This window comes from Pseudomonas aylmerensis, assembly GCF_001702265.1.
Taxonomy (GTDB): Bacteria; Pseudomonadota; Gammaproteobacteria; order Pseudomonadales; family Pseudomonadaceae; genus Aquipseudomonas; species Aquipseudomonas aylmerensis.
On the sequence record NZ_MAUE01000045.1, the window covers coordinates 685,277 to 702,349 of the forward strand.

The window sequence follows — 17,073 nt, forward strand, 5'->3', positions numbered from 1 at the left end:
CGCAAGGCTTTCAGGGGGTATCGGCCATGGCGGGCATTTATTTAACTTATTTTTGCAACAATCATCCCGCCAGCATCGGGTAGGTAAACAACCCGAAGTGAAGCAGGTTCAAGCCAAAGTGCGTGGCAATCGCTGCACCCAGGCCACCGAAGCGATAGGCCAGGCCATAACCGACCCCGGCAATGCTCGCCAGCAACACCCAGTGCCAGCCCGCGCCCAGGTGCACCAGGCCGAACAGCAGTGAAGCCAGCAACAGCGCCAGGTTCTCGCCGTAAGGCAGATGCTGGAAGCGCTGGCGCAGGCCGCCCTGGATGTAGCCACGAAACAGTGCCTCTTCCACCAGGGTCACCAGCAGCAGGTTGTTGAGCACCCACAGCCAGGCCTGTTCCGGCCATTTCGGCGCCCAACTGATCACCCCCAGCAAGGCGGCGCCACCGAGTGCAGCAATGGCCGTGAGGGTCAGGGCCAGGGCCGTGACACACAGCGACAGGCGCAGGCTGCGCCGCGCCACAATCCACGGGCAGGCCAGCAGCAGCCAGAAGCCGATCAGCGGTTTGTCCTGGTTCAGGTACATCGAGAAGGGCACTGCGTCGGGGGTGAATTGCTGCGAGCCGATGCCGCGCCCGTTGTAGAACCCCGGCAGCCAGTGCATGGCCAGGCTCACGGCGAGGACGATAAACAAACCATGACCGAGGTAACGGGCCCACGGCGTGCGCTGCTGGCGTACCGCGTACCCGGCGATCAGCAGCAGGGCTACGGACACCAGCGCCAGCGCGCCGAGTTGCCCGTAGGCCAGGGCCATCACATAGCCAATGGAAAGAAGCGCCAGGTACAGCCAGGGCAATGCGAGCATGGGAAATCCTTGGAAAAAAATCGGGCGCATTATAGCGACGCCCCCACGCCATCACTGTGAAAACTGCGCCACGCAAAAACGCGTTGGCCAAGTCATTGCCATACCTGTCGCCGGCTGGGTATAGTCGGCGCGTCTTTATCCCTTCAAAAAGATCAGCACATGCCAGCTTCCTTGCGCATAGCGGTAGTCGATTCAGCGGTCAACGCTGCGGTCGTGCCGTGCGAGGACAAGCAGCCTGCGCAGATCAGCCACTACCCCCCACCTGTCAGTAGCACGCCGGTGTACGCAGTCGTATCACCGCCGGGTGTTGGCATTTCGGGCTGATCAGCGATTCGCTGTGCCCCTCTGCCTGCCTGAAAAAAACCTACTGAGTTTCAGCTTCAGCTGAATTGGCTTTTTTGCCTGATTACAGGTGGTAACCATGTCTGTCATTTCGAAACAATCCGTGGCCGCGGCGGCCTCGACGAGCCTGTTCGTCCTGCTCTGGAGCAGTGGGGCGATCTTCTCCAAGCTGGGCCTGGCCCATGCTTCGCCCTTTGCGTTTTTGCTCATCCGTTTTGCCATCGCCCTGGTGGGCCTGGTGTTCCTGGTGCCGATCCTCAAGTTGCAATTGCCGCGCCCCGGCAAGCCGATGCTGTACGCGGCGGCGACCGGGCTGGTGTTGTTGGGGGCGTACCAGATTTTCTACCTGCTGGCCCTGGACCTCAAAGTCACGCCCGGAATGATGGCCACCATCATGGGCGTGCAGCCGATCCTCACGGTGGTGCTGATGGAGCGCCAGCGTTCCTGGCGGCGGCTGTTCGGCCTCGGGCTGGGCCTGGCGGGGTTGATCATGGTGGTCTACCAGGGCATCGGGCTGGCGGGCATGTCCCTGGCGGGGATGCTGTTCGGGCTGCTGGCCCTGGCGAGCATGACCTTTGGCTCGATCATGCAAAAGCGCATCACCGACAACCCATTGGGCACGCTGCCCGTGCAGTACCTGGCGGGCTTGCTGCTGTGTTCGGTGTTTGTGCCGTTCCAGCCGTTCCATTTTGAACACAACGCCGGCTTTTACCTGCCGGTACTGTGGATGGGCGTGGTGGTGTCGTTATTGGCGACACTTTTGCTGTACCGCTTGATCGCCCGCGGCAACCTGGTGAATGTCACCAGCCTGTTCTACCTGGTGCCGGCGGTAACGGCGGTGATGGACTACCTGATCTTCGGCAACCGGCTCGCGCTGCTGAGCCTGCTGGGGATGGGATTGATCATCATCGGCCTGGTGTTCGTCTTCCGTAAGGCCTGACACCACCCCGTCCTGTAGGCGCCCGGCTTGCCGGCGATGAACGCCATCGTCGGCAAGCCGGGTTCCTACAGGATTTTTTTCGGCCGCAAGACCAGCCACAACGCCCCCGCGATCAACACCCCGCCATACACGTGCGCCATCGACAACGGCTCATCCAGCAGCAACGCGCCCCACAGCACGCCGAATGGCGGAATCATGAAGGTCACGGTCATCGACTTGACCGGCCCGATGGATGACAGCAGGCGGAAATAAAGGATGTAGGCAAGTGCCGTGCACACCAGTCCCAACCCCAGCAGCGACAACCACACCTGCCACCCACCCCAACTGGCGGGCGGCTGGCTGATCGCGCTGTAGGCAAAGAACGGCAACAGGAACAGGGTGGCGCCGAGCATGCTGCCCAGGGCCGACAGGCGACTGTCCAGGCCACCGCGCTGGTCCAGCCAGCGCCGTGCCAGGAACCCGGCAAACCCATAACAGGTCGTCGCCAGCAGGCAGGCCAGCGCGCCCATCAACAACTCCAGGTCGAACGCCACCGGCCCCGCGCGGGTCAGCACGCCCACGCCCAGCAGGCCCAGGCACACCCCGGCGACTTTCGAAGGCGTGAGGCGCTCGCTGAAGAACAGCCCGCCAATCAGCACGCCCATCAGCGGCGTGGTGGCATTGAAGATCGCCGAGTAACCCGCCGGCAGCACCTGGGCCGCCACCGAGTACATGGTCGCCGGGATCCCGGAGTTGATCACCCCCAGCAGCAGGACCGTCTTGAACTTGCCCTGGAAATCCCAGCTCACCCGCATCAGCGCCAGGATGACCAGCAACCCGGCGGCGGCAATCGACACGCGGAAAAACGCGGTCGGCACGCTGCCGATCTCCGGCGCGATGATGCGCATGAACAGAAAGCTCGCGCCCCAGATGGCGGCGAGCCCGAGCAAATACAGGGTGTCGACAGGTCTCACGGAAAACTCCTACGCGAACAAGGCCGCGAGTGTGCCCAGTGACTTGGCCCTGCACAATCACTGTTTAAAGGATAAACCGCGTCACCATGCCATTGAGGTCCACCGCCAGGCGCGACAGTTCCTGGCTGGCCGCCGAGGTCTGCGTGGCACCGGCGGCGGTCTGGGTGGACAGGTCGCGAATGTTCACCAGGCTGCGGTCCACATCGCGCGCCACCAGCGCCTGCTGCTCGGCGGCGCTGGCAATGACCAGGTTGCGCTCGCTGATCTGCGAAATCGCCGCGGTGATTTTTTCCAGCGCGCTGCCGGCACTATTGGCCCGCTGCAGCGTCTGGCCGGCGTGTTCGGCACTGCTGTTGAGCGCGTCGACGGTGTCCTGGGTGCCTTGCTGGATGCCGGTGATCATCTGCTCGATTTCTTCGGTGGAATCCTGGGTGCGCTGCGCCAGCGAGCGCACTTCATCGGCGACCACCGCAAAACCACGCCCGGCCTCGCCCGCACGGGCGGCTTCGATGGCGGCGTTGAGCGCCAGCAGGTTGGTTTGCCCAGCGATGCCACGAATCACTTCCAGCACTTTGCTGATGTCCTGGGCCTGCACGGCCAGGCCTTCGGCCTTGTTCGACGCGCCGAGCACTTCATCCACCAGGTTCTGGATCGAACTGATGGTTTCGCTGATCTGGTAGTGGCCGTGCTTGCTGTCTTCATCGGAAGCCTTGGAGGCTTCGGCGCTGGACACTGCGTTGCCGGCCACCTCGTCCACTGCCGAACTCATTTCGGTCACGGCCGTCGCGGCCTGCTCGATCTCGTCGTTCTGTGCCTGCAGGCCACGGGTGCTCTGCTCCATCACCGAGCTCATCTCTTCGGCGGCGGAAGCCAGTTGTTGGGCGGATTCACTGATGCCACGAATGGTGCTTTGCAACTGTTCCTGCATGGTCGCCAGGGCGCCCAGCAGTTGCGCCGGCTCGTCATGGCCGTGCACCACGATCGGCTGGCTGAGGTCGCCGCCGGCGATGGTACGCGCCACGATCAACGCCTGGCCGAGCGGCGCGGTGATGCTGCGGGTCAGCAGCCACGCCAGCAGCAGGGTGGCGATCAGCGCGACCACGATGATCAGCCCGACAATCCACTGCGCGCTCGAGTAGGTCTCGGCAGCCGCGTCGGCTGCCGCTTCGACACCTTTCTGGTTGAACGCGATCAGGTCTTCCAGGTTCTGGTTGAGGGCCATGCCCTGGGGCGCCAGGCGCACGTTCAGCAGGTCGATGGCGTCTTGTTGCTGGTCCTTGTCGACCAGGGCAACCATCTGGCCGACGGTGCCCAGGTAGGTCGCCACATTGCTTTTTGCCTGCTGGAGCATTTCACGCTCTGCATCGTTGTTCAGCAGGCTTTCGTGACGCTCCAGCAGCGCTTGCAATTCACTGGTGTTGCGCGTGATCAAGGCCCTGCTGGTGTCGCGTATCCGCGATTCGTCGGTGGTGACCAGGCGCAGGCCTTCCAGGCGAATGTTGGCGACGTAGGCGGCGATGTCGTGGGCGTTCTCGATGCTCGGCATCCAGGCGTCTTCGATGACCAGCGCGCTCTCGCGCAGCTTGGCCATCTGGCCCAGGCCAAACAGGCCGACAATTACCAGCAGACTGGCCAATACCCCAAAGCTCAATCCGGCACGCAGTCCGATTTTCATATTCCTCAATGACATCTCAATGCTCCTTGGGCAATTAAAACCTGATCCCGGATCGGTCTTTGGACCTTGTTAGGGTGGGAAAGGGCGCGCTATATATCAAAGTGCCATCAAGGTGGTAATCAGGGTTTCCCTTAGTTGGATCCAAAGCATTGCTAGGGGGATGTACCCTCGAGGCGCCGCGCGATTTTCCTGGTTCACGCTGGCAGGCCACGTCGATGAAGGCCTGGGGTGAAAACGGCGTGCGACTTTTGGGTGCGTTTATTGACCGTACAGTCGAAATAAATAAATTGAAAATAAATGTACAAAGTGAACGAAGTTGTACAACAGGGCGCTGAAAGTGGCCCTTCTCCTGTCTCCCTACACTGGCTAAGCTCAGGGCTTCCCGATGCCCGTTCGAGGTTTCCCGCATGTCGCTCACCACGCCCGCACTCGCCATTGCCCGCACGATCCTTGAAGGGTTCGACGACTACCGTGAGCACTTTCGCCAGATCACCGACGGTGCCCGCGAGCGTTTCGAAAAGGCCCAGTGGCAATTGGGGCAGGCGGCCTCGGCGGCGCGTATCAACCTGTATGAAGAGAAGGTCGGCGAGGTGACCGCACGCCTGCGGGCAAATTTTGCCGACGCGGCATTGCTCGATATCGAGGTGTGGCCGTTGGTGAAAAGCGCCTACATCGGCCTGATCGACCTGCGTTTCGACGATGAGCTGTCCGAGACCTGGTACAACTCGATTTTCTGCGGCCTTTTCAGCCATGACCTGATCAGCGATGGCTGCATGTTTATCCACACCACCCGGCCCAGCCTGCGCCGGGCACGGGCGGCGCAGACGCGCACGTATACGCCGGGCGGCCAGATCGCCGAGATGCTGGCGCAGATCTTCGCCGATTACCGTTTCAGCGAACCCTACGCGGACCTCGCCGCCGACCTGCGCCGCCTCGAAGTGCAACTGCGCGAAAACCTGCCGGACTGGGTATGCAAGGACCCGGACCTCAACGTCGAGCTGTTTTCCTCGGTGCTTTACCGCAACAAAGGCGCCTACCTTGTAGGACGTATCTACACCCGCGACGAGCAGTGGCCGTTGGTGATCCCGCTGCTGCACCGTGAAGGGCAGGGCATCCAGATTGATGCACTGATCACCGACGAAGCCGATGTGTCGATCATCTTTTCGTTTACCCGTTCCTACTTCATGGTCGACGTGCCGGTGCCGGCGGAATTCATCGGTTTTCTCAAGCGCATCCTGCCGGGCAAGCACATTGCCGAGCTGTACACCTCCATCGGCTTCTACAAGCACGGCAAATCCGAGTTCTACCGCGCGCTGATCAACCACCTGGCGACCACCGACGACCGCTTTATCATGGCCCCCGGCGTGCGTGGCATGGTCATGAGCGTGTTTACGCTGCCCGGCTTCAACACCGTGTTCAAGATCATCAAGGACCGCTTTTCGCCGTCGAAAAACGTCAACCGCGCCACGGTGATCGAGAAGTACCGCCTGGTCAAAAGCGTCGACCGCGTCGGGCGCATGGCCGACACCCAGGAATTCGCCGACTTCCGCTTCCCCTTGAGCAAATTCGAGCCGGAGTGCCTGGCCGAGCTGCTCGAAGTCGCCGCCGGCACCGTCGAAGTCGAAGGCGACACCGTGCTGATTCGCCACTGCTGGACCGAACGGCGCATGACCCCGCTCAACCTTTATCTCGACAACGCCAACGACGCCCAGGTGCGCGAAGCCCTGGAAGACTACGGCCTGGCGATCAAGCAACTGGCGGCGGCGAATATCTTCCCCGGCGACATGCTGCTGAAGAACTTCGGCGTCACCCGCCACGGCCGCGTGGTGTTCTACGACTACGACGAAATCTGCTTTCTCACCGAAGCCAACTTCCGCCATATCCCTGCGCCGCGCACGCCCGAGGACGAAATGGCCTCTGAACCCTGGTACTCCATCGGCCCACTGGACGTGTTCCCGGAAGAATTTCCGCCGTTCCTGTTCGCCGATGCGGGCCAGCGCAAGTTGTTCAATGAACTGCATGGCGAGTTGTACAACGCCGATTACTGGAAAGGTTTGCAGGACGCGATTCGCGCGGGGAAGGTGATTGATGTGTTTCCGTATCGGCGTAAAGAACGCACTCACTCCTGAGGAGTGAGTGCGCCTGTGGACGAAAACAGCAGCGTTCCTGGTGTCGTTATTTAAATTTCGACCGGGCAGGACATTATGTTTTGCGGTTTTCCTTGCGTATTTCGCCAAACCAAGGCGTGCCGCGACCCATCAGCGTTAAGGCCTCGAGGGCTATCTCCCCATCTGCTCCGTTGACTTTTGCTTCTGACTGTTTGAATCCGTTTTTTTCCCATTCAGGAATTCGTTCAGTCTTAAAAGCGCCCTTTTCCGCTTGTCTATATAAGCCCATCATTGACTTATTGTATTCGGCGTCAAGTTGTTTGTGTGCGTGTGAATTAGTTATTCTTTTCAGTGGATTTTTACTTTCCGGCGTGTCTTCACTTTTTCTGATGATTTGTTCCAGTAAATTGGTCGGCTTCTGGAAAAGCTCCTTAGGTAGATCCGGGCGCGAGTACTTATTCGCCATTCCCTCCAGCGTTTCTTTGGTCTTCTTTAATTGATCAAGTTCTTTTTGCTTGGCCGGACTCATTGCTGAGAGTGGCTGTTTGGCGATGAGAGGGGTCCACGAGCTGCTACTGGTAGCGGGGGTGTCCTGCTCCCAGGAGCTTTTTCGTCTGTAGGTTTCAGGCGCGATACTTTGGTGTTTAGTGGCGTATCGTCCAGCGTAGTCGCTGGGGCTGTAGCTATAACGACCGGAGTCAATGGGCATACTAAGGTCCTTTAACGAGCGAGCTCGATATGTCTAGTGGTGCATCACCGTGAATCGCTCGGCTATAGAGCGAACATGAAATTTATTTCTCGATTTGCCTGGCTCGGGGTCATAGTCATTAAATAGCCTTTAAATGAAATAGGGGGCACCTCTGTGTTTTCTTGTGTGGATCTGCGCTGCTCATCCGAGCCGTCATTTTAAACGCGAGACAATAAGCTCATCAGTCCGTTCGTAACGCTGTTTGCGATTCGATTCGCCGTCAGGTTGGTGGCCGGCGCGGATGGATCATGGCTATTACGGGGCGAAGACTGAATGCCTGTTGCTTGCGCAGGTTCATAGGGCGGCGGGCTCTCAGGGCGCATTACTCCAGCGTTAGAGGGTGTGCCAGTTGCTTGCGCATAGCTCGCAAGATGTTCATAGGGCGGCGGGCTCTCAGGGCGCATTGCTTCAGCGTAAGAGGGCGGGTTATCTGGGCGCGTAGTGGTCGGCGGGATCAGCATGGAAGCTCCGGTTCACGTTAAAAAATAGAAGCTGTTGTCTGGAAGTCTCATTTAACCTTCCCTATGCCCTCCATCCCATCGGACTTCTGCTGTTGAAAACACAGAATGATCCACTCAGTGTTGTAGTAAATGTCGCCGTGGGCGAAGACTGAAGCTGGCGCGTGAGTGGCGCGTCAGCCTGCCGTCAAGGGAGCAAGAGTCGTGACTTCAAACATCACATGCTGTAATTGGCCCGCCCCCTTGTGTTCAGGGCAACGTTCAAGCAAGCGACTTCACGTTCTTCGTTCGTTTAGAACTCTCATGAAGTCCATTCCTCGATTGGTCCGGCTTGTGGAGTGGAACTCCGCGATTCTATTCTGCGTCAGGTTGGTTGGGCGCTCCGATGAGGCTTGGCGGCTGGCGGATGTTGATGACGGCTTTTCGGTATAGGCCGGAGGGAATTCATAGCTTGGCGGTGGCTCGGTTTTTGCCGAGCGTGGTTGGGCATCGATAGATTCCTGGTAACTCGGCAGGCGCGGCGTGACAGAATCGATTGGCATATTAAGCTCCGTTTTGAATGGGGAATATTTTGATTTGCTTGAGGTTTCCGGCGATTCATTGAAGCCTGCGTATCTCACCCATCAAATCGGACTTTCTCTTTTTAACAGTGTGAAGGGCGCTCAAAGCCTTGTAGTAAAAGTCGTTACTGGGGGCGGGACAGGGACCATTGCAAAGTGATGGAGCGTCTCCTGCCGTGGCGAAATCTGCGACAATCCCCTCCATACCATTGATTAATGCTGCGCAGGCCTCACCTGCCTCACCCAAAAGACCCTTGCCGCCCTGATGACTGACCAAGCGCCCGCTATCGACCAACTGCTGAAAAACCTCGATCACGCCATGCTCGCCGACCGCCACCGCTTGCGGCGGCAGTTGCTCGAGCTGCGCAAGAAACCCGACGAGGAGAAGTTGGCGCAGTGGGTGACGCGCATGCAGGCGTCCTGTGCCCAGGTGACGGCGCGGCGCGCCAGCCTGCCGGTGATTCGTTACGACGATAGCCTGCCGATTGCGGCCAAGCGTGACGAGATCAAGGATGCGCTGAACAAGCATCAGGTGCTGATCATTGCCGGTGAAACCGGCTCGGGTAAAACCACCCAGTTGCCGAAGATCTGCCTGGAGATCGGCCGCGGCCAGTACGGCCTGATCGGCCACACTCAGCCGCGCCGGATTGCCGCGCGCAGCGTTGCCAGCCGGGTTGCCGAAGAGTTGGCGACGCCGTTGGGCGCGCTGGTCGGTTATCAGGTGCGCTTTGAAGACCAGAGCGATTCAAACACCCTGATCAAGCTGATGACCGATGGCATCCTGCTCGCCGAAACCCAGAACGACCGGTATCTGGAACGCTACGACACGATCATCGTCGACGAAGCCCACGAACGCAGCCTCAATATCGACTTCCTGCTGGGTTACCTGAAAACCCTGCTGCCGCGTCGCCCCGACCTGAAAGTCATCATCACGTCGGCGACCATCGACCTGGAGCGTTTCTCCAAACATTTCGACGATGCACCGATTGTCGAAGTGTCGGGCCGCACCTTCCCGGTCGATACCTGGTACCGCCCGCTGACCCTGGAGCAGGACGAGGAGGGCAACCGCGTCGAGGACGACTTGACGGTCGACCAGGCGATCCTCGCCACCCTCGATGAAATTGCCGCCTATGAGCGTAGCGAGCGCCGCAGCCCCGGCGACGTGTTGGTGTTTTTGCCCGGCGAGCGCGAGATCCGTGACGCCGCCGAGATGCTGCGCAAGGCCCAACTCAAGCACACCGAAATTTTGCCGTTGTACGCGCGGCTGTCGCCGGCCGAACAGCAGCGGATTTTCCAGTCCCACCCTGGACGGCGCGTGGTACTGGCGACCAACGTCGCCGAAACCTCGCTGACCGTGCCGGGCATCCGCTATGTCATCGACAGCGGCACCGCGCGCATCAGCCGCTACAGCTACCGCGCCAAAGTGCAGCGCCTGCCGATCGAGGCGATTTCCCAGGCCAGTGCCAACCAGCGTAAAGGCCGGTGCGGGCGGGTTGAGCCGGGCATCTGCGTGCGCTTGTACAGCGAAGAGGATTTTATCGCCCGTCCGGAATTCACCGACCCGGAGATCCTGCGTACCAACCTCGCCGCCGTGATCCTGCAGATGCTGCACCTGCGTCTGGGCGAAATCACTGATTTCCCGTTTATCGAACCGCCGGATGGCAAGGCCATCAGCGACGGTTTCAATTTGCTGCAAGAACTCTCGGCGGTAGACCGCAACAGCCAGTTGACGCCGCTGGGCCGCCAACTGGCGCGCCTGCCGGTGGACCCGCGCATGGGCCGCATGCTGCTGGAGGCGGCCAAGCTCGGCAGCCTGCAGGAAGTGTTGATTGTCGCCAGCGCCATGTCGATCCAGGACCCGCGCGAGCGTCCGCCGGAACGCCAGCAAGCCGCCGACCAGGCGCACGCCCAGTGGAAAGACGCCGACTCGGACTTCGCCGGGTTGGTCAATCTGTGGCGCGGCTTTGAAGAGCAGCGCCAGGCATTGACCGCCAGCCCGCTGCGCAACTGGTGCCGCAAGAACTTCCTGAATTATCTGCGCCTGCGCGAGTGGCGCGATTCCCACCGCCAGTTGAGCCTGATCTGCCGCGACATGCAGCTGACCGTCAATAAAGAACCGGCGGACTTCCCGAAACTGCACAAGGCGGTGCTGTCCGGCCTGCTCAGCCAGATCGGCCAGAAGACTGAAGAAGGCGATTACCTCGGTGCACGCCAGCGACGCTTCTGGATTCACCCGTCCTCGGGCATCGGCAAGAAGCGCCCGCAATGGCTGATGACCGCCGAACTGGTGGAAACCACCAAGCTCTACGCGCGCATGGTGGCGAAGATCGATGCCGACTGGATCGAGCCGCTGGCCGGGCACCTGATCAAGAAAAACCACTTCGAACCGCATTGGGAAAAGAAGCGCGGCCAGGTCGTCGCCTTTGAACAGATCACCCTGTTCGGGCTGATCGTGGTCGGGCGTCGTCCGGTGCATTACGGGCCGATTGACCCGGTGGTGTCGCGCGAGCTGTTTATCCGCGAAGGCCTGGTGCGTGGCGAAATTCAGTCGCGGGCCAAGTGCCTCACGGCCAATCAGCAACTGCTTGAACAGCTCGATGAGCTGGAGGCCAAGGCGCGCCGGCGCGACATCCTCGCCGACGAAGAAACCCTGTACGCCTTCTACGATGCGCGCCTGCCGGCGGAGATCCACCAGACCGCCACGTTCGACAGCTGGTACAAGGTCAACAGCCAGAAAGACCCGCAACTGCTGATCATGCGCGAAGAAGACGTGCTGGCCCGCGAGGCCAGCGAGGTCACCGCCGCGCATTATCCGGACACCCTGCACCTGGGCGACCTGGCGCTGGCCTTGAGTTACCACTTCGAGCCCAATCATCCACGCGACGGCGTAACCCTGCGCGTCCCCGCACCGCTGCTGCCGGCGTTGCCGCCGGAGCGCCTGGAATGGCTGGTGCCCGGGGTGATCGAAGCCAAATGTATCGCGCTGGTGCGCAACTTGCCGAAGGCGTTGCGCAAGAACTTCGTACCGGTGCCGGATTTCGTCAAGGCGGCGTTGCAGCGCATTGAATTCGGCCAGGGCTCGCTGCCGCAGGCCCTGGGCCGGGAACTGCTGCGCATGACCGGCGCACGGGTCAGCGATGAAGCCTGGGCCGAGGCCGCGCAGCAGGTGGACAGCCACCTGAAGATGAACCTGGAAGTGGTCGATGGCGAGGGTAAGTTCCTCGGCGAAGGCCGCGACCTGGCCGAGCTGACGGCACGTTTTGCGCAAGCCAGCCAAGCGGCCTTGGCGGTACCGCAGACGGCGAAGAGCCAGCAGCCGGTGGAGGCCAAGGTGTTCGCCGCGGTGGCCGAGAAGACCCAGCAGAACATCGCCGGCCTGTCGATGACCGTCTACCCGGCGCTCGTGGAGGAAAACGGCACGGTCAAGGAAGGGCGTTTCTCCACCGCTGCCGAAGCCGAGTTCCAGCATCGCCGCGCGTTGCAGCGCCTGCTGATGCAGCAACTGGCGGAACCGGCGAAATTCCTGCGCGGCAAATTGCCCGGCCTCACTGAATTGGGCCTGATGTACCGCGAACTGGGGCGCATCGACGCGCTGGTCGAAGACATCCTGCTGGCCAGCCTCGACAGCTGCGTGCTGGAAGGCGAAGCCAGCTTGCCGCGTGACGGCGCCGGCCTCGCCGCGTTGGCCGAACGCAAGCGTGGCAGCTGGACCGAACATGCCGAACGCCTGGCACGCTTGACCCTGGAGGTGTTGAAACTCTGGCACGGCCTTCAAAAGCGCTTCAAGGGCAAGATCGACCTGGCCCAGGCGGTGGCCCTCAACGACATCAAGCAACAATTGAGTAACCTGGTGTATCCCGGTTTTGTGCGCGAAACCCCGGCGCAGTGGTTCAAGGAGCTGCCGCGATTCCTCAAGGCCATCGAATTGCGTCTGGAGAAACTGCCGAGCCAGGTGCAAAAGGATCGGGTGTGGAGCACCGAACTGGGCGGCCTGTGGGCGCAATACCAGAACCGCCTGAACAAACACACCCAGGAAGGCAAGCGCGACCCGCAACTGGAGCTCTATCGCTGGTGGCTGGAGGAATATCGGGTGTCGTTGTTTGCCCAGCAGCTCGGCACCAAAGTGCCGATTTCCGACAAGCGCCTGAGCAAGCAATGGAGCCTGGTCGAGGCTTGAAATTGTGGTGAGCGGGCTTGCTAAGACAGGTGGGCTTGTCGTGGCAGATGGGTTTTCTTGGTGGTGAGTGGCCTTTTTGTGGTGAGCAGGCTTGTTGGGGTGAGCAGGCCTGTGTGGTGAGTAGGCTTGTTGTGGCTGGCGGGCTTTTTGTGGTGAGCAGGCTTGCCCTGCGTTGGGCTGCGCAGCAGCCCCAAAAACAGCTCACCGGATCTATCTGGCAGACCGAGGAGGTTGGACTGGGGCTGCTGCGCAGCCCAACGCAGGGCAAGCCTGCTCACCACAAAAAGTCTGCTCACCACAAAAAGTCTGCTTGCCACCACAGGCTCGCCAGCCACAATAAGGCCGCTCATCAAGACAAGCCTGCTTGCCACAGGGCCAACACCACTGCACAGCAGGTTTATCGGGCACATGGCGCCAAATCCCAGGGTTTGTGGCAAACTTCGCGGTTATAAATGCCGGGATCGTCGGGATGGGCTGGCGTACAGCCACGGCGCGATGGAATAAAGCGTTGCCAGTTTGATGCCGCTGGACGGAATCGAACGACTTACAGTTTGGTACGACGGTACCAATATCTTCTGCCTGACAGATTTAGAGGAACGACCGTGCATAACGTCGTCATCAGCGGCACTGGCCTGTATACCCCGGCCAACAGCATCTCCAACGAAGAGCTGGTGCAGTCTTTCAATACCTACGTGCAGCAGTTCAACGCCGACAACGCCGCCGCCATCGAGCGTGGTGACGTTCAGCCGCTGACCGAATCCAGCGCCGCCTTTATCGAAAAAGCCTCGGGCATCAAGAGCCGCTTTGTCATGGACAAGGACGGCATTCTCGACCCGCAGCGCATGGCCCCGCGTCTTCCCGAGCGCAGCAATGACGAGTGGTCGGTGCTTTGCCAGATGGCCGTCGGCGCTGCCGAACAGGCCCTGCAGCGCGCCGGCAAGACCGCCGCCGACATCGACGGCGTGATCGTCGCCTGCTCCAACCTGCAGCGCGCCTACCCGGCCATTGCCATCGAAGTCCAGGAAGCCCTGGGCATCGAAGGGTTCGGTTTCGACATGAACGTGGCGTGTTCCTCGGCGACCTTTGGCATCCAGAACGCCGCCAACAGCATCCAGCTGGGCCAGGCGCGGGCGATCCTGATGGTCAACCCGGAAGTCTGCACCGGCCACCTGAATTTCCGTGACCGCGACAGCCACTTCATCTTCGGCGACGCGGCCACCGCAGTGATCCTCGAGCGTGCCGACCTGGCCACCTCCGAGCACCAGTTCGACGTGGTCAGCACCAAGCTGCTGACCAAGTTCTCGAACAACATACGCAACAATTTCGGCTTCCTCAACCGCGCGGCGGAAGAGGGCATCGGCGCGCCCGACAAGCTGTTCGTGCAGGAAGGCCGCAAAGTGTTCCGCGATGTCTGCCCGATGGTCGCCGAGCTGATCGGTGTGCATCTGGAAGAAAACCAGTTGAACGTGGCAGACGTGAAGCGCTTCTGGCTGCACCAGGCCAACCTGAGCATGAACCACCTGATTGTGAAGAAACTGCTGGGCCGCGAAGCCTCGGTGGAAGAAGCGCCGGTGATCCTCGATACTTACGCCAACACCAGCTCGGCCGGCTCGGTGATTGCGTTCCACACCTACCAGGACGACCTGCCCAAGGGCGCCGTCGCGGTACTCAGTTCGTTTGGCGCAGGCTATTCGATCGGTAGCGTAATCCTGCGCAAGCGCTGATCTACCGGGGTAACGCCGTCCCTGTAGGCGACGGCTTGCCAGCGATCGCATCAGCGCGGTGCGGCTGAATCACCCAGGTGCCTGCATCGCTGGCAAGCCAGTTCCTACCAGGGCCTGGTTGCTGCAGTAGCGGGTTTGCACAGTGGAATCGAGGTAGACATGGCAGCAGCGGACGACGCGCACCTGCTTGAACGTTTGCTCAAGGGTGAGCAGCGGGCCTACAAGGAATTGGTCACCACCTATCAAAGCGCGATGCGCGCGGTGGCCTATGCCATTGTCGGGCAGCGCCATGCCGATGAGGTGGTGCAGGACGCCTGGCTGTCGGTGGTACGCAACCTAGCCCGGTTCGAGGGGCGCTCCAGCCTCAAGACCTGGCTGCTGACCATCACGGCCAACGCCGCCAAGGGTCGCTATAAGCAGAATCGCCGGGAAGTGCTGCTCGACGACCTGCCTTCGCCCCATGGCACCATTGGCGACGACCGTTTTACCCCCGATGATGGCCACTGGGCTGTCGCGCCCTACGCCTGGCACCAGGACACCCCGGAAGCCCTGCTGACCGAGGATGAACTGCGCAAGTGCCTGGAGCACACGTTGCTGAACCTGTCCGATTTGCAAAGCAGCGTGCTGGTATTGCGCGAACGCCAGGGCCTGGAGTTGGAAGAGATCTGTAATCTTCTGACACTCTCGCTCTCCAATGTCCGTGTGCTGTTGCATCGAGCACGGCTTAAAGTCTTCGCCACGGTGGAGCATTTTGAGGAAACGGGCGAATGTTGACCTGTAAAGAGCAAGTGGCGCGGTCCAGTGACTATCTCGATGGGCAATTGACCTTTCGCGAGCGTCTGCTGGTGCGTCATCACTTGATGTTCTGCCCGAACTGCCGACGGTTCATCCGTCAGATGCGCCTGATGCAGGCGACGCTGAAGATCATGCCGCAAGCGCCGGTAAAGGATGTGGATGCCTTGGCGCAGCGCCTCGCTGACGAGCGACTCAAGGATCAGAAAGGCGGGGAATAGGCAGGCTCGCGTGGGTGGGGCGAACGGATGATGGGGATCTCCCCGCCCACGCAAGACTGTTACAGCCACCTCGGGCCGTCCTGGCCCAAGGCGTTCAACGTTGACACTTAGAACTTGGCTTCTGCATCCAGCTGCAGGGTGTTGGCGTTCGCGTCGCGGTAGCCCGGGGCGCTGGCGTAATCGGCCTTGGTCAGGAAGTACGTGGCGCCGATGGCGAAGTTCTTGTCGATGTCGTAGCCGACCTTGAACTTGTGACCGCGCGCACCGGTGAAGCCGCCGGCGAAGTCGGAGTCGGTGAAGGCGCCGACCACTGCGTAGCGCTGTACGTCGCGGTAGTTGTAGTCCAGGTTGAAGCCGAACACCTTGGACTTGGCACCCAGCAACCAGGCAGTGTCCTGATCTTTTTGAGTGGCTTCGTTGTTCTTCACGTATTGACCGTAGAACGACAACGGTACGGCCAGGCCGCCGATATCGACTTGGCTGAAGCCTTCATACAAACGGTATTCGCTGGCATTGCCGGCTGCGGTGTTGGCAATGGTTTCGGCCGGCGTCAGGCATTGAGTCGAGCCAGCGGTGGGGCAGCGGCTGTCCTGGTCGTTCTGAAAGGCGTAGACGCTGCCACCCAGGGTGACTTTCAGGTTGTCGGTGAGGGAGAAACGCGAGCCCAACTGGCCGGCCGTCATGCGCAGGTCATTGCGAAATTGCACGCCTTCGCCGTTGACGTTGTCCTTGAGGGTGTAGTTACCCAGGCTGCCGAACAGCTCGGCGCTGGTGCCCAATGGGTATTTGTAGGTCACCGCCAGGCCTTCCGGGTTGACATCGCTGTCCCAGATCACGTCGCCCATGCTGACCCAGGGTTGCAGCATCTTGCCGCCAATCACGTGCAGGTTCTTGATCTGGTCCGGGTGATAGTCGATGTAGCCGAGGTCCAGCCACAGCGACTTCTTGTTGAAGTAGCTGTCCAGGTCCTGGTTGGTGGAGCGCGCGTCTTCGCTGTTGCCGGTGGCGATACGGATACCGGTGTCGACCTGCGAGTTGATTTCGGTATAGGCGCCCAGGCGGGCACGGATGCGCTGGCGATCCTTGTCCTTGCCACCGTTGTTGGGGGTGCCGTCGATCTTGACGGTTTCCTGGCGGAAACGCACATCACCCTTGAGCTGGGTCTTCGCGGCCCAGGCCAGCTTCTGGTCGAACACGCTGAGGTCGTTGGTTTTTTTCGCGGTGGCCGCGATCTGTTCGTTGGTCTCTTGTTGAGCTTGCTGTGCGATCTGCTTTTCTTTCTGATCCTTGGCCAGTTCCGCTTGCAGCTCGGTGTACTGCGCCGCAGTGATCTGGCCATTGGCCTTGAGCATGTCGAGCAATTTAGCGTCGACTGCAGCGCTGGCCGGAACGCTCAGGGCCAGTAACAGGCCGCCGCACAGGACCGCCGCAGTTTTAGTGGAAGCAAGACGCATATCAATCTCCGAAAGTGAGGAGGGATGGCAAACCATCCAGGACACAACCGACCGATGACGGACGGAAA

The 17,073-nt window shown here is 60.6% G+C and carries 12 protein-coding genes; 6 read left to right on the forward strand and 6 right to left on the reverse strand.

All coding sequences use genetic code 11. The features are described from left to right. Nucleotides 1–61: 61 nt before the first annotated feature. Nucleotides 62–853, reverse strand: a complete 792-nt coding sequence (locus tag BBG20_RS28995; RefSeq protein ID WP_065909622.1) for a CPBP family intramembrane glutamic endopeptidase — start codon at nt 851–853, stop codon at nt 62–64. Nucleotides 854–1,274: 421 nt separating this feature from the next. On the opposite strand from BBG20_RS28995, the gene BBG20_RS29000 reads away from it, so the two are divergent. Then, nucleotides 1,275–2,135 (forward strand): DMT family transporter, encoded by an 861-nt coding sequence (locus tag BBG20_RS29000; protein WP_065909624.1) that lies wholly within the window; start codon nt 1,275–1,277, stop codon nt 2,133–2,135. Nucleotides 2,136–2,200: 65 nt separating this feature from the next. Here the strand turns inward: BBG20_RS29000 and BBG20_RS29005 are convergent, their stop codons facing one another. Together BBG20_RS29005 and BBG20_RS29010 are read right to left on the reverse strand one after the other, a co-directional pair. Then, the gene (locus BBG20_RS29005; RefSeq protein ID WP_065909626.1) at nt 2,201–3,088 is read right to left on the reverse strand and encodes a DMT family transporter; all 888 of its coding nucleotides are present in this window, start codon (nt 3,086–3,088) and stop codon (nt 2,201–2,203) included. 64 nt (nt 3,089–3,152) lie between these two features. After that, a complete protein-coding gene (locus BBG20_RS29010; RefSeq protein ID WP_065909628.1) occupies nt 3,153–4,778 on the reverse strand; it encodes a methyl-accepting chemotaxis protein in 1,626 nt (541 codons plus the stop codon). A gap of 392 nt (nt 4,779–5,170) precedes the next feature. Between BBG20_RS29010 and aceK the strand changes: the two genes are divergently transcribed. Then, a complete protein-coding gene (gene aceK / locus BBG20_RS29015; RefSeq protein ID WP_065909630.1) occupies nt 5,171–6,892 on the forward strand; it encodes a bifunctional isocitrate dehydrogenase kinase/phosphatase in 1,722 nt (573 codons plus the stop codon). A gap of 73 nt (nt 6,893–6,965) precedes the next feature. Here the strand turns inward: aceK and BBG20_RS29020 are convergent, their stop codons facing one another. After that, the gene (locus tag BBG20_RS29020) at nt 6,966–7,580 is read right to left on the reverse strand and encodes a hypothetical protein (protein ID WP_065909632.1); all 615 of its coding nucleotides are present in this window, start codon (nt 7,578–7,580) and stop codon (nt 6,966–6,968) included. A gap of 1,322 nt (nt 7,581–8,902) precedes the next feature. Here BBG20_RS29020 and hrpA point away from each other — a divergent pair. Next, nucleotides 8,903–12,814: an ATP-dependent RNA helicase HrpA gene (gene hrpA / locus BBG20_RS29025; protein ID WP_065909634.1), complete on the forward strand. Its 3,912-nt coding sequence runs from the start codon at nt 8,903–8,905 to the stop codon at nt 12,812–12,814. 20 nt (nt 12,815–12,834) lie between these two features. Here hrpA and BBG20_RS32815 read toward each other — a convergent pair whose 3' ends face one another. Continuing rightward, nucleotides 12,835–13,164 carry a hypothetical protein gene (locus BBG20_RS32815; protein ID WP_141697326.1) on the reverse strand — a complete coding sequence of 110 codons (330 nt, stop codon included), beginning with the start codon at nt 13,162–13,164 and terminating at the stop codon, nt 12,835–12,837. A gap of 252 nt (nt 13,165–13,416) precedes the next feature. On the opposite strand from BBG20_RS32815, the gene BBG20_RS29030 reads away from it, so the two are divergent. The 3 genes from BBG20_RS29030 (at nt 13,417) to BBG20_RS29040 (ending at nt 15,551) form a co-directional block, all read left to right on the forward strand. Further along, the gene (locus BBG20_RS29030; protein WP_065909636.1) at nt 13,417–14,538 is read left to right on the forward strand and encodes a beta-ketoacyl-ACP synthase III; all 1,122 of its coding nucleotides are present in this window, start codon (nt 13,417–13,419) and stop codon (nt 14,536–14,538) included. 159 nt (nt 14,539–14,697) lie between these two features. Further along, nucleotides 14,698–15,312, forward strand: a complete 615-nt coding sequence (locus BBG20_RS29035; RefSeq protein WP_065909639.1) for an RNA polymerase sigma factor — start codon at nt 14,698–14,700, stop codon at nt 15,310–15,312. Beyond that, the gene (locus BBG20_RS29040) at nt 15,306–15,551 is read left to right on the forward strand and encodes a zf-HC2 domain-containing protein (RefSeq protein ID WP_065909641.1); all 246 of its coding nucleotides are present in this window, start codon (nt 15,306–15,308) and stop codon (nt 15,549–15,551) included. Before BBG20_RS29035 ends, BBG20_RS29040 begins: the two co-directional genes overlap by 7 nt. A gap of 107 nt (nt 15,552–15,658) precedes the next feature. On the opposite strand, the gene BBG20_RS29045 is transcribed toward BBG20_RS29040, so the two are convergent. Then, nucleotides 15,659–17,005, reverse strand: coding sequence for a putative porin (locus BBG20_RS29045; protein ID WP_065909643.1), 1,347 nt, complete (start codon nt 17,003–17,005; stop codon nt 15,659–15,661). Between the last annotated feature and the right edge of the window lie 68 nt (nt 17,006–17,073).

Coding starts and splice junctions, on each gene's coding strand:
- BBG20_RS28995 (WP_065909622.1), bottom strand. CDS start 853: ATGCTCGCATTGCCCTGGCTGTACCTGGCGCTTCTTTCCATTGGCTAT.
- BBG20_RS29000 (WP_065909624.1), top strand. CDS start 1,275: ATGTCTGTCATTTCGAAACAATCCGTGGCCGCGGCGGCCTCGACGAGC.
- BBG20_RS29010 (WP_065909628.1), bottom strand. CDS start 4,778: ATGTCATTGAGGAATATGAAAATCGGACTGCGTGCCGGATTGAGCTTT.
- aceK (WP_065909630.1), top strand. CDS start 5,171: ATGTCGCTCACCACGCCCGCACTCGCCATTGCCCGCACGATCCTTGAA.
- BBG20_RS29020 (WP_065909632.1), bottom strand. CDS start 7,580: ATGCCCATTGACTCCGGTCGTTATAGCTACAGCCCCAGCGACTACGCT.
- hrpA (WP_065909634.1), top strand. CDS start 8,903: ATGACTGACCAAGCGCCCGCTATCGACCAACTGCTGAAAAACCTCGAT.
- BBG20_RS32815 (WP_141697326.1), bottom strand. CDS start 13,164: ATGAGCGGCCTTATTGTGGCTGGCGAGCCTGTGGTGGCAAGCAGACTT.
- BBG20_RS29035 (WP_065909639.1), top strand. CDS start 14,698: ATGGCAGCAGCGGACGACGCGCACCTGCTTGAACGTTTGCTCAAGGGT.
- BBG20_RS29040 (WP_065909641.1), top strand. CDS start 15,306: ATGTTGACCTGTAAAGAGCAAGTGGCGCGGTCCAGTGACTATCTCGAT.
- BBG20_RS29045 (WP_065909643.1), bottom strand. CDS start 17,005: ATGCGTCTTGCTTCCACTAAAACTGCGGCGGTCCTGTGCGGCGGCCTG.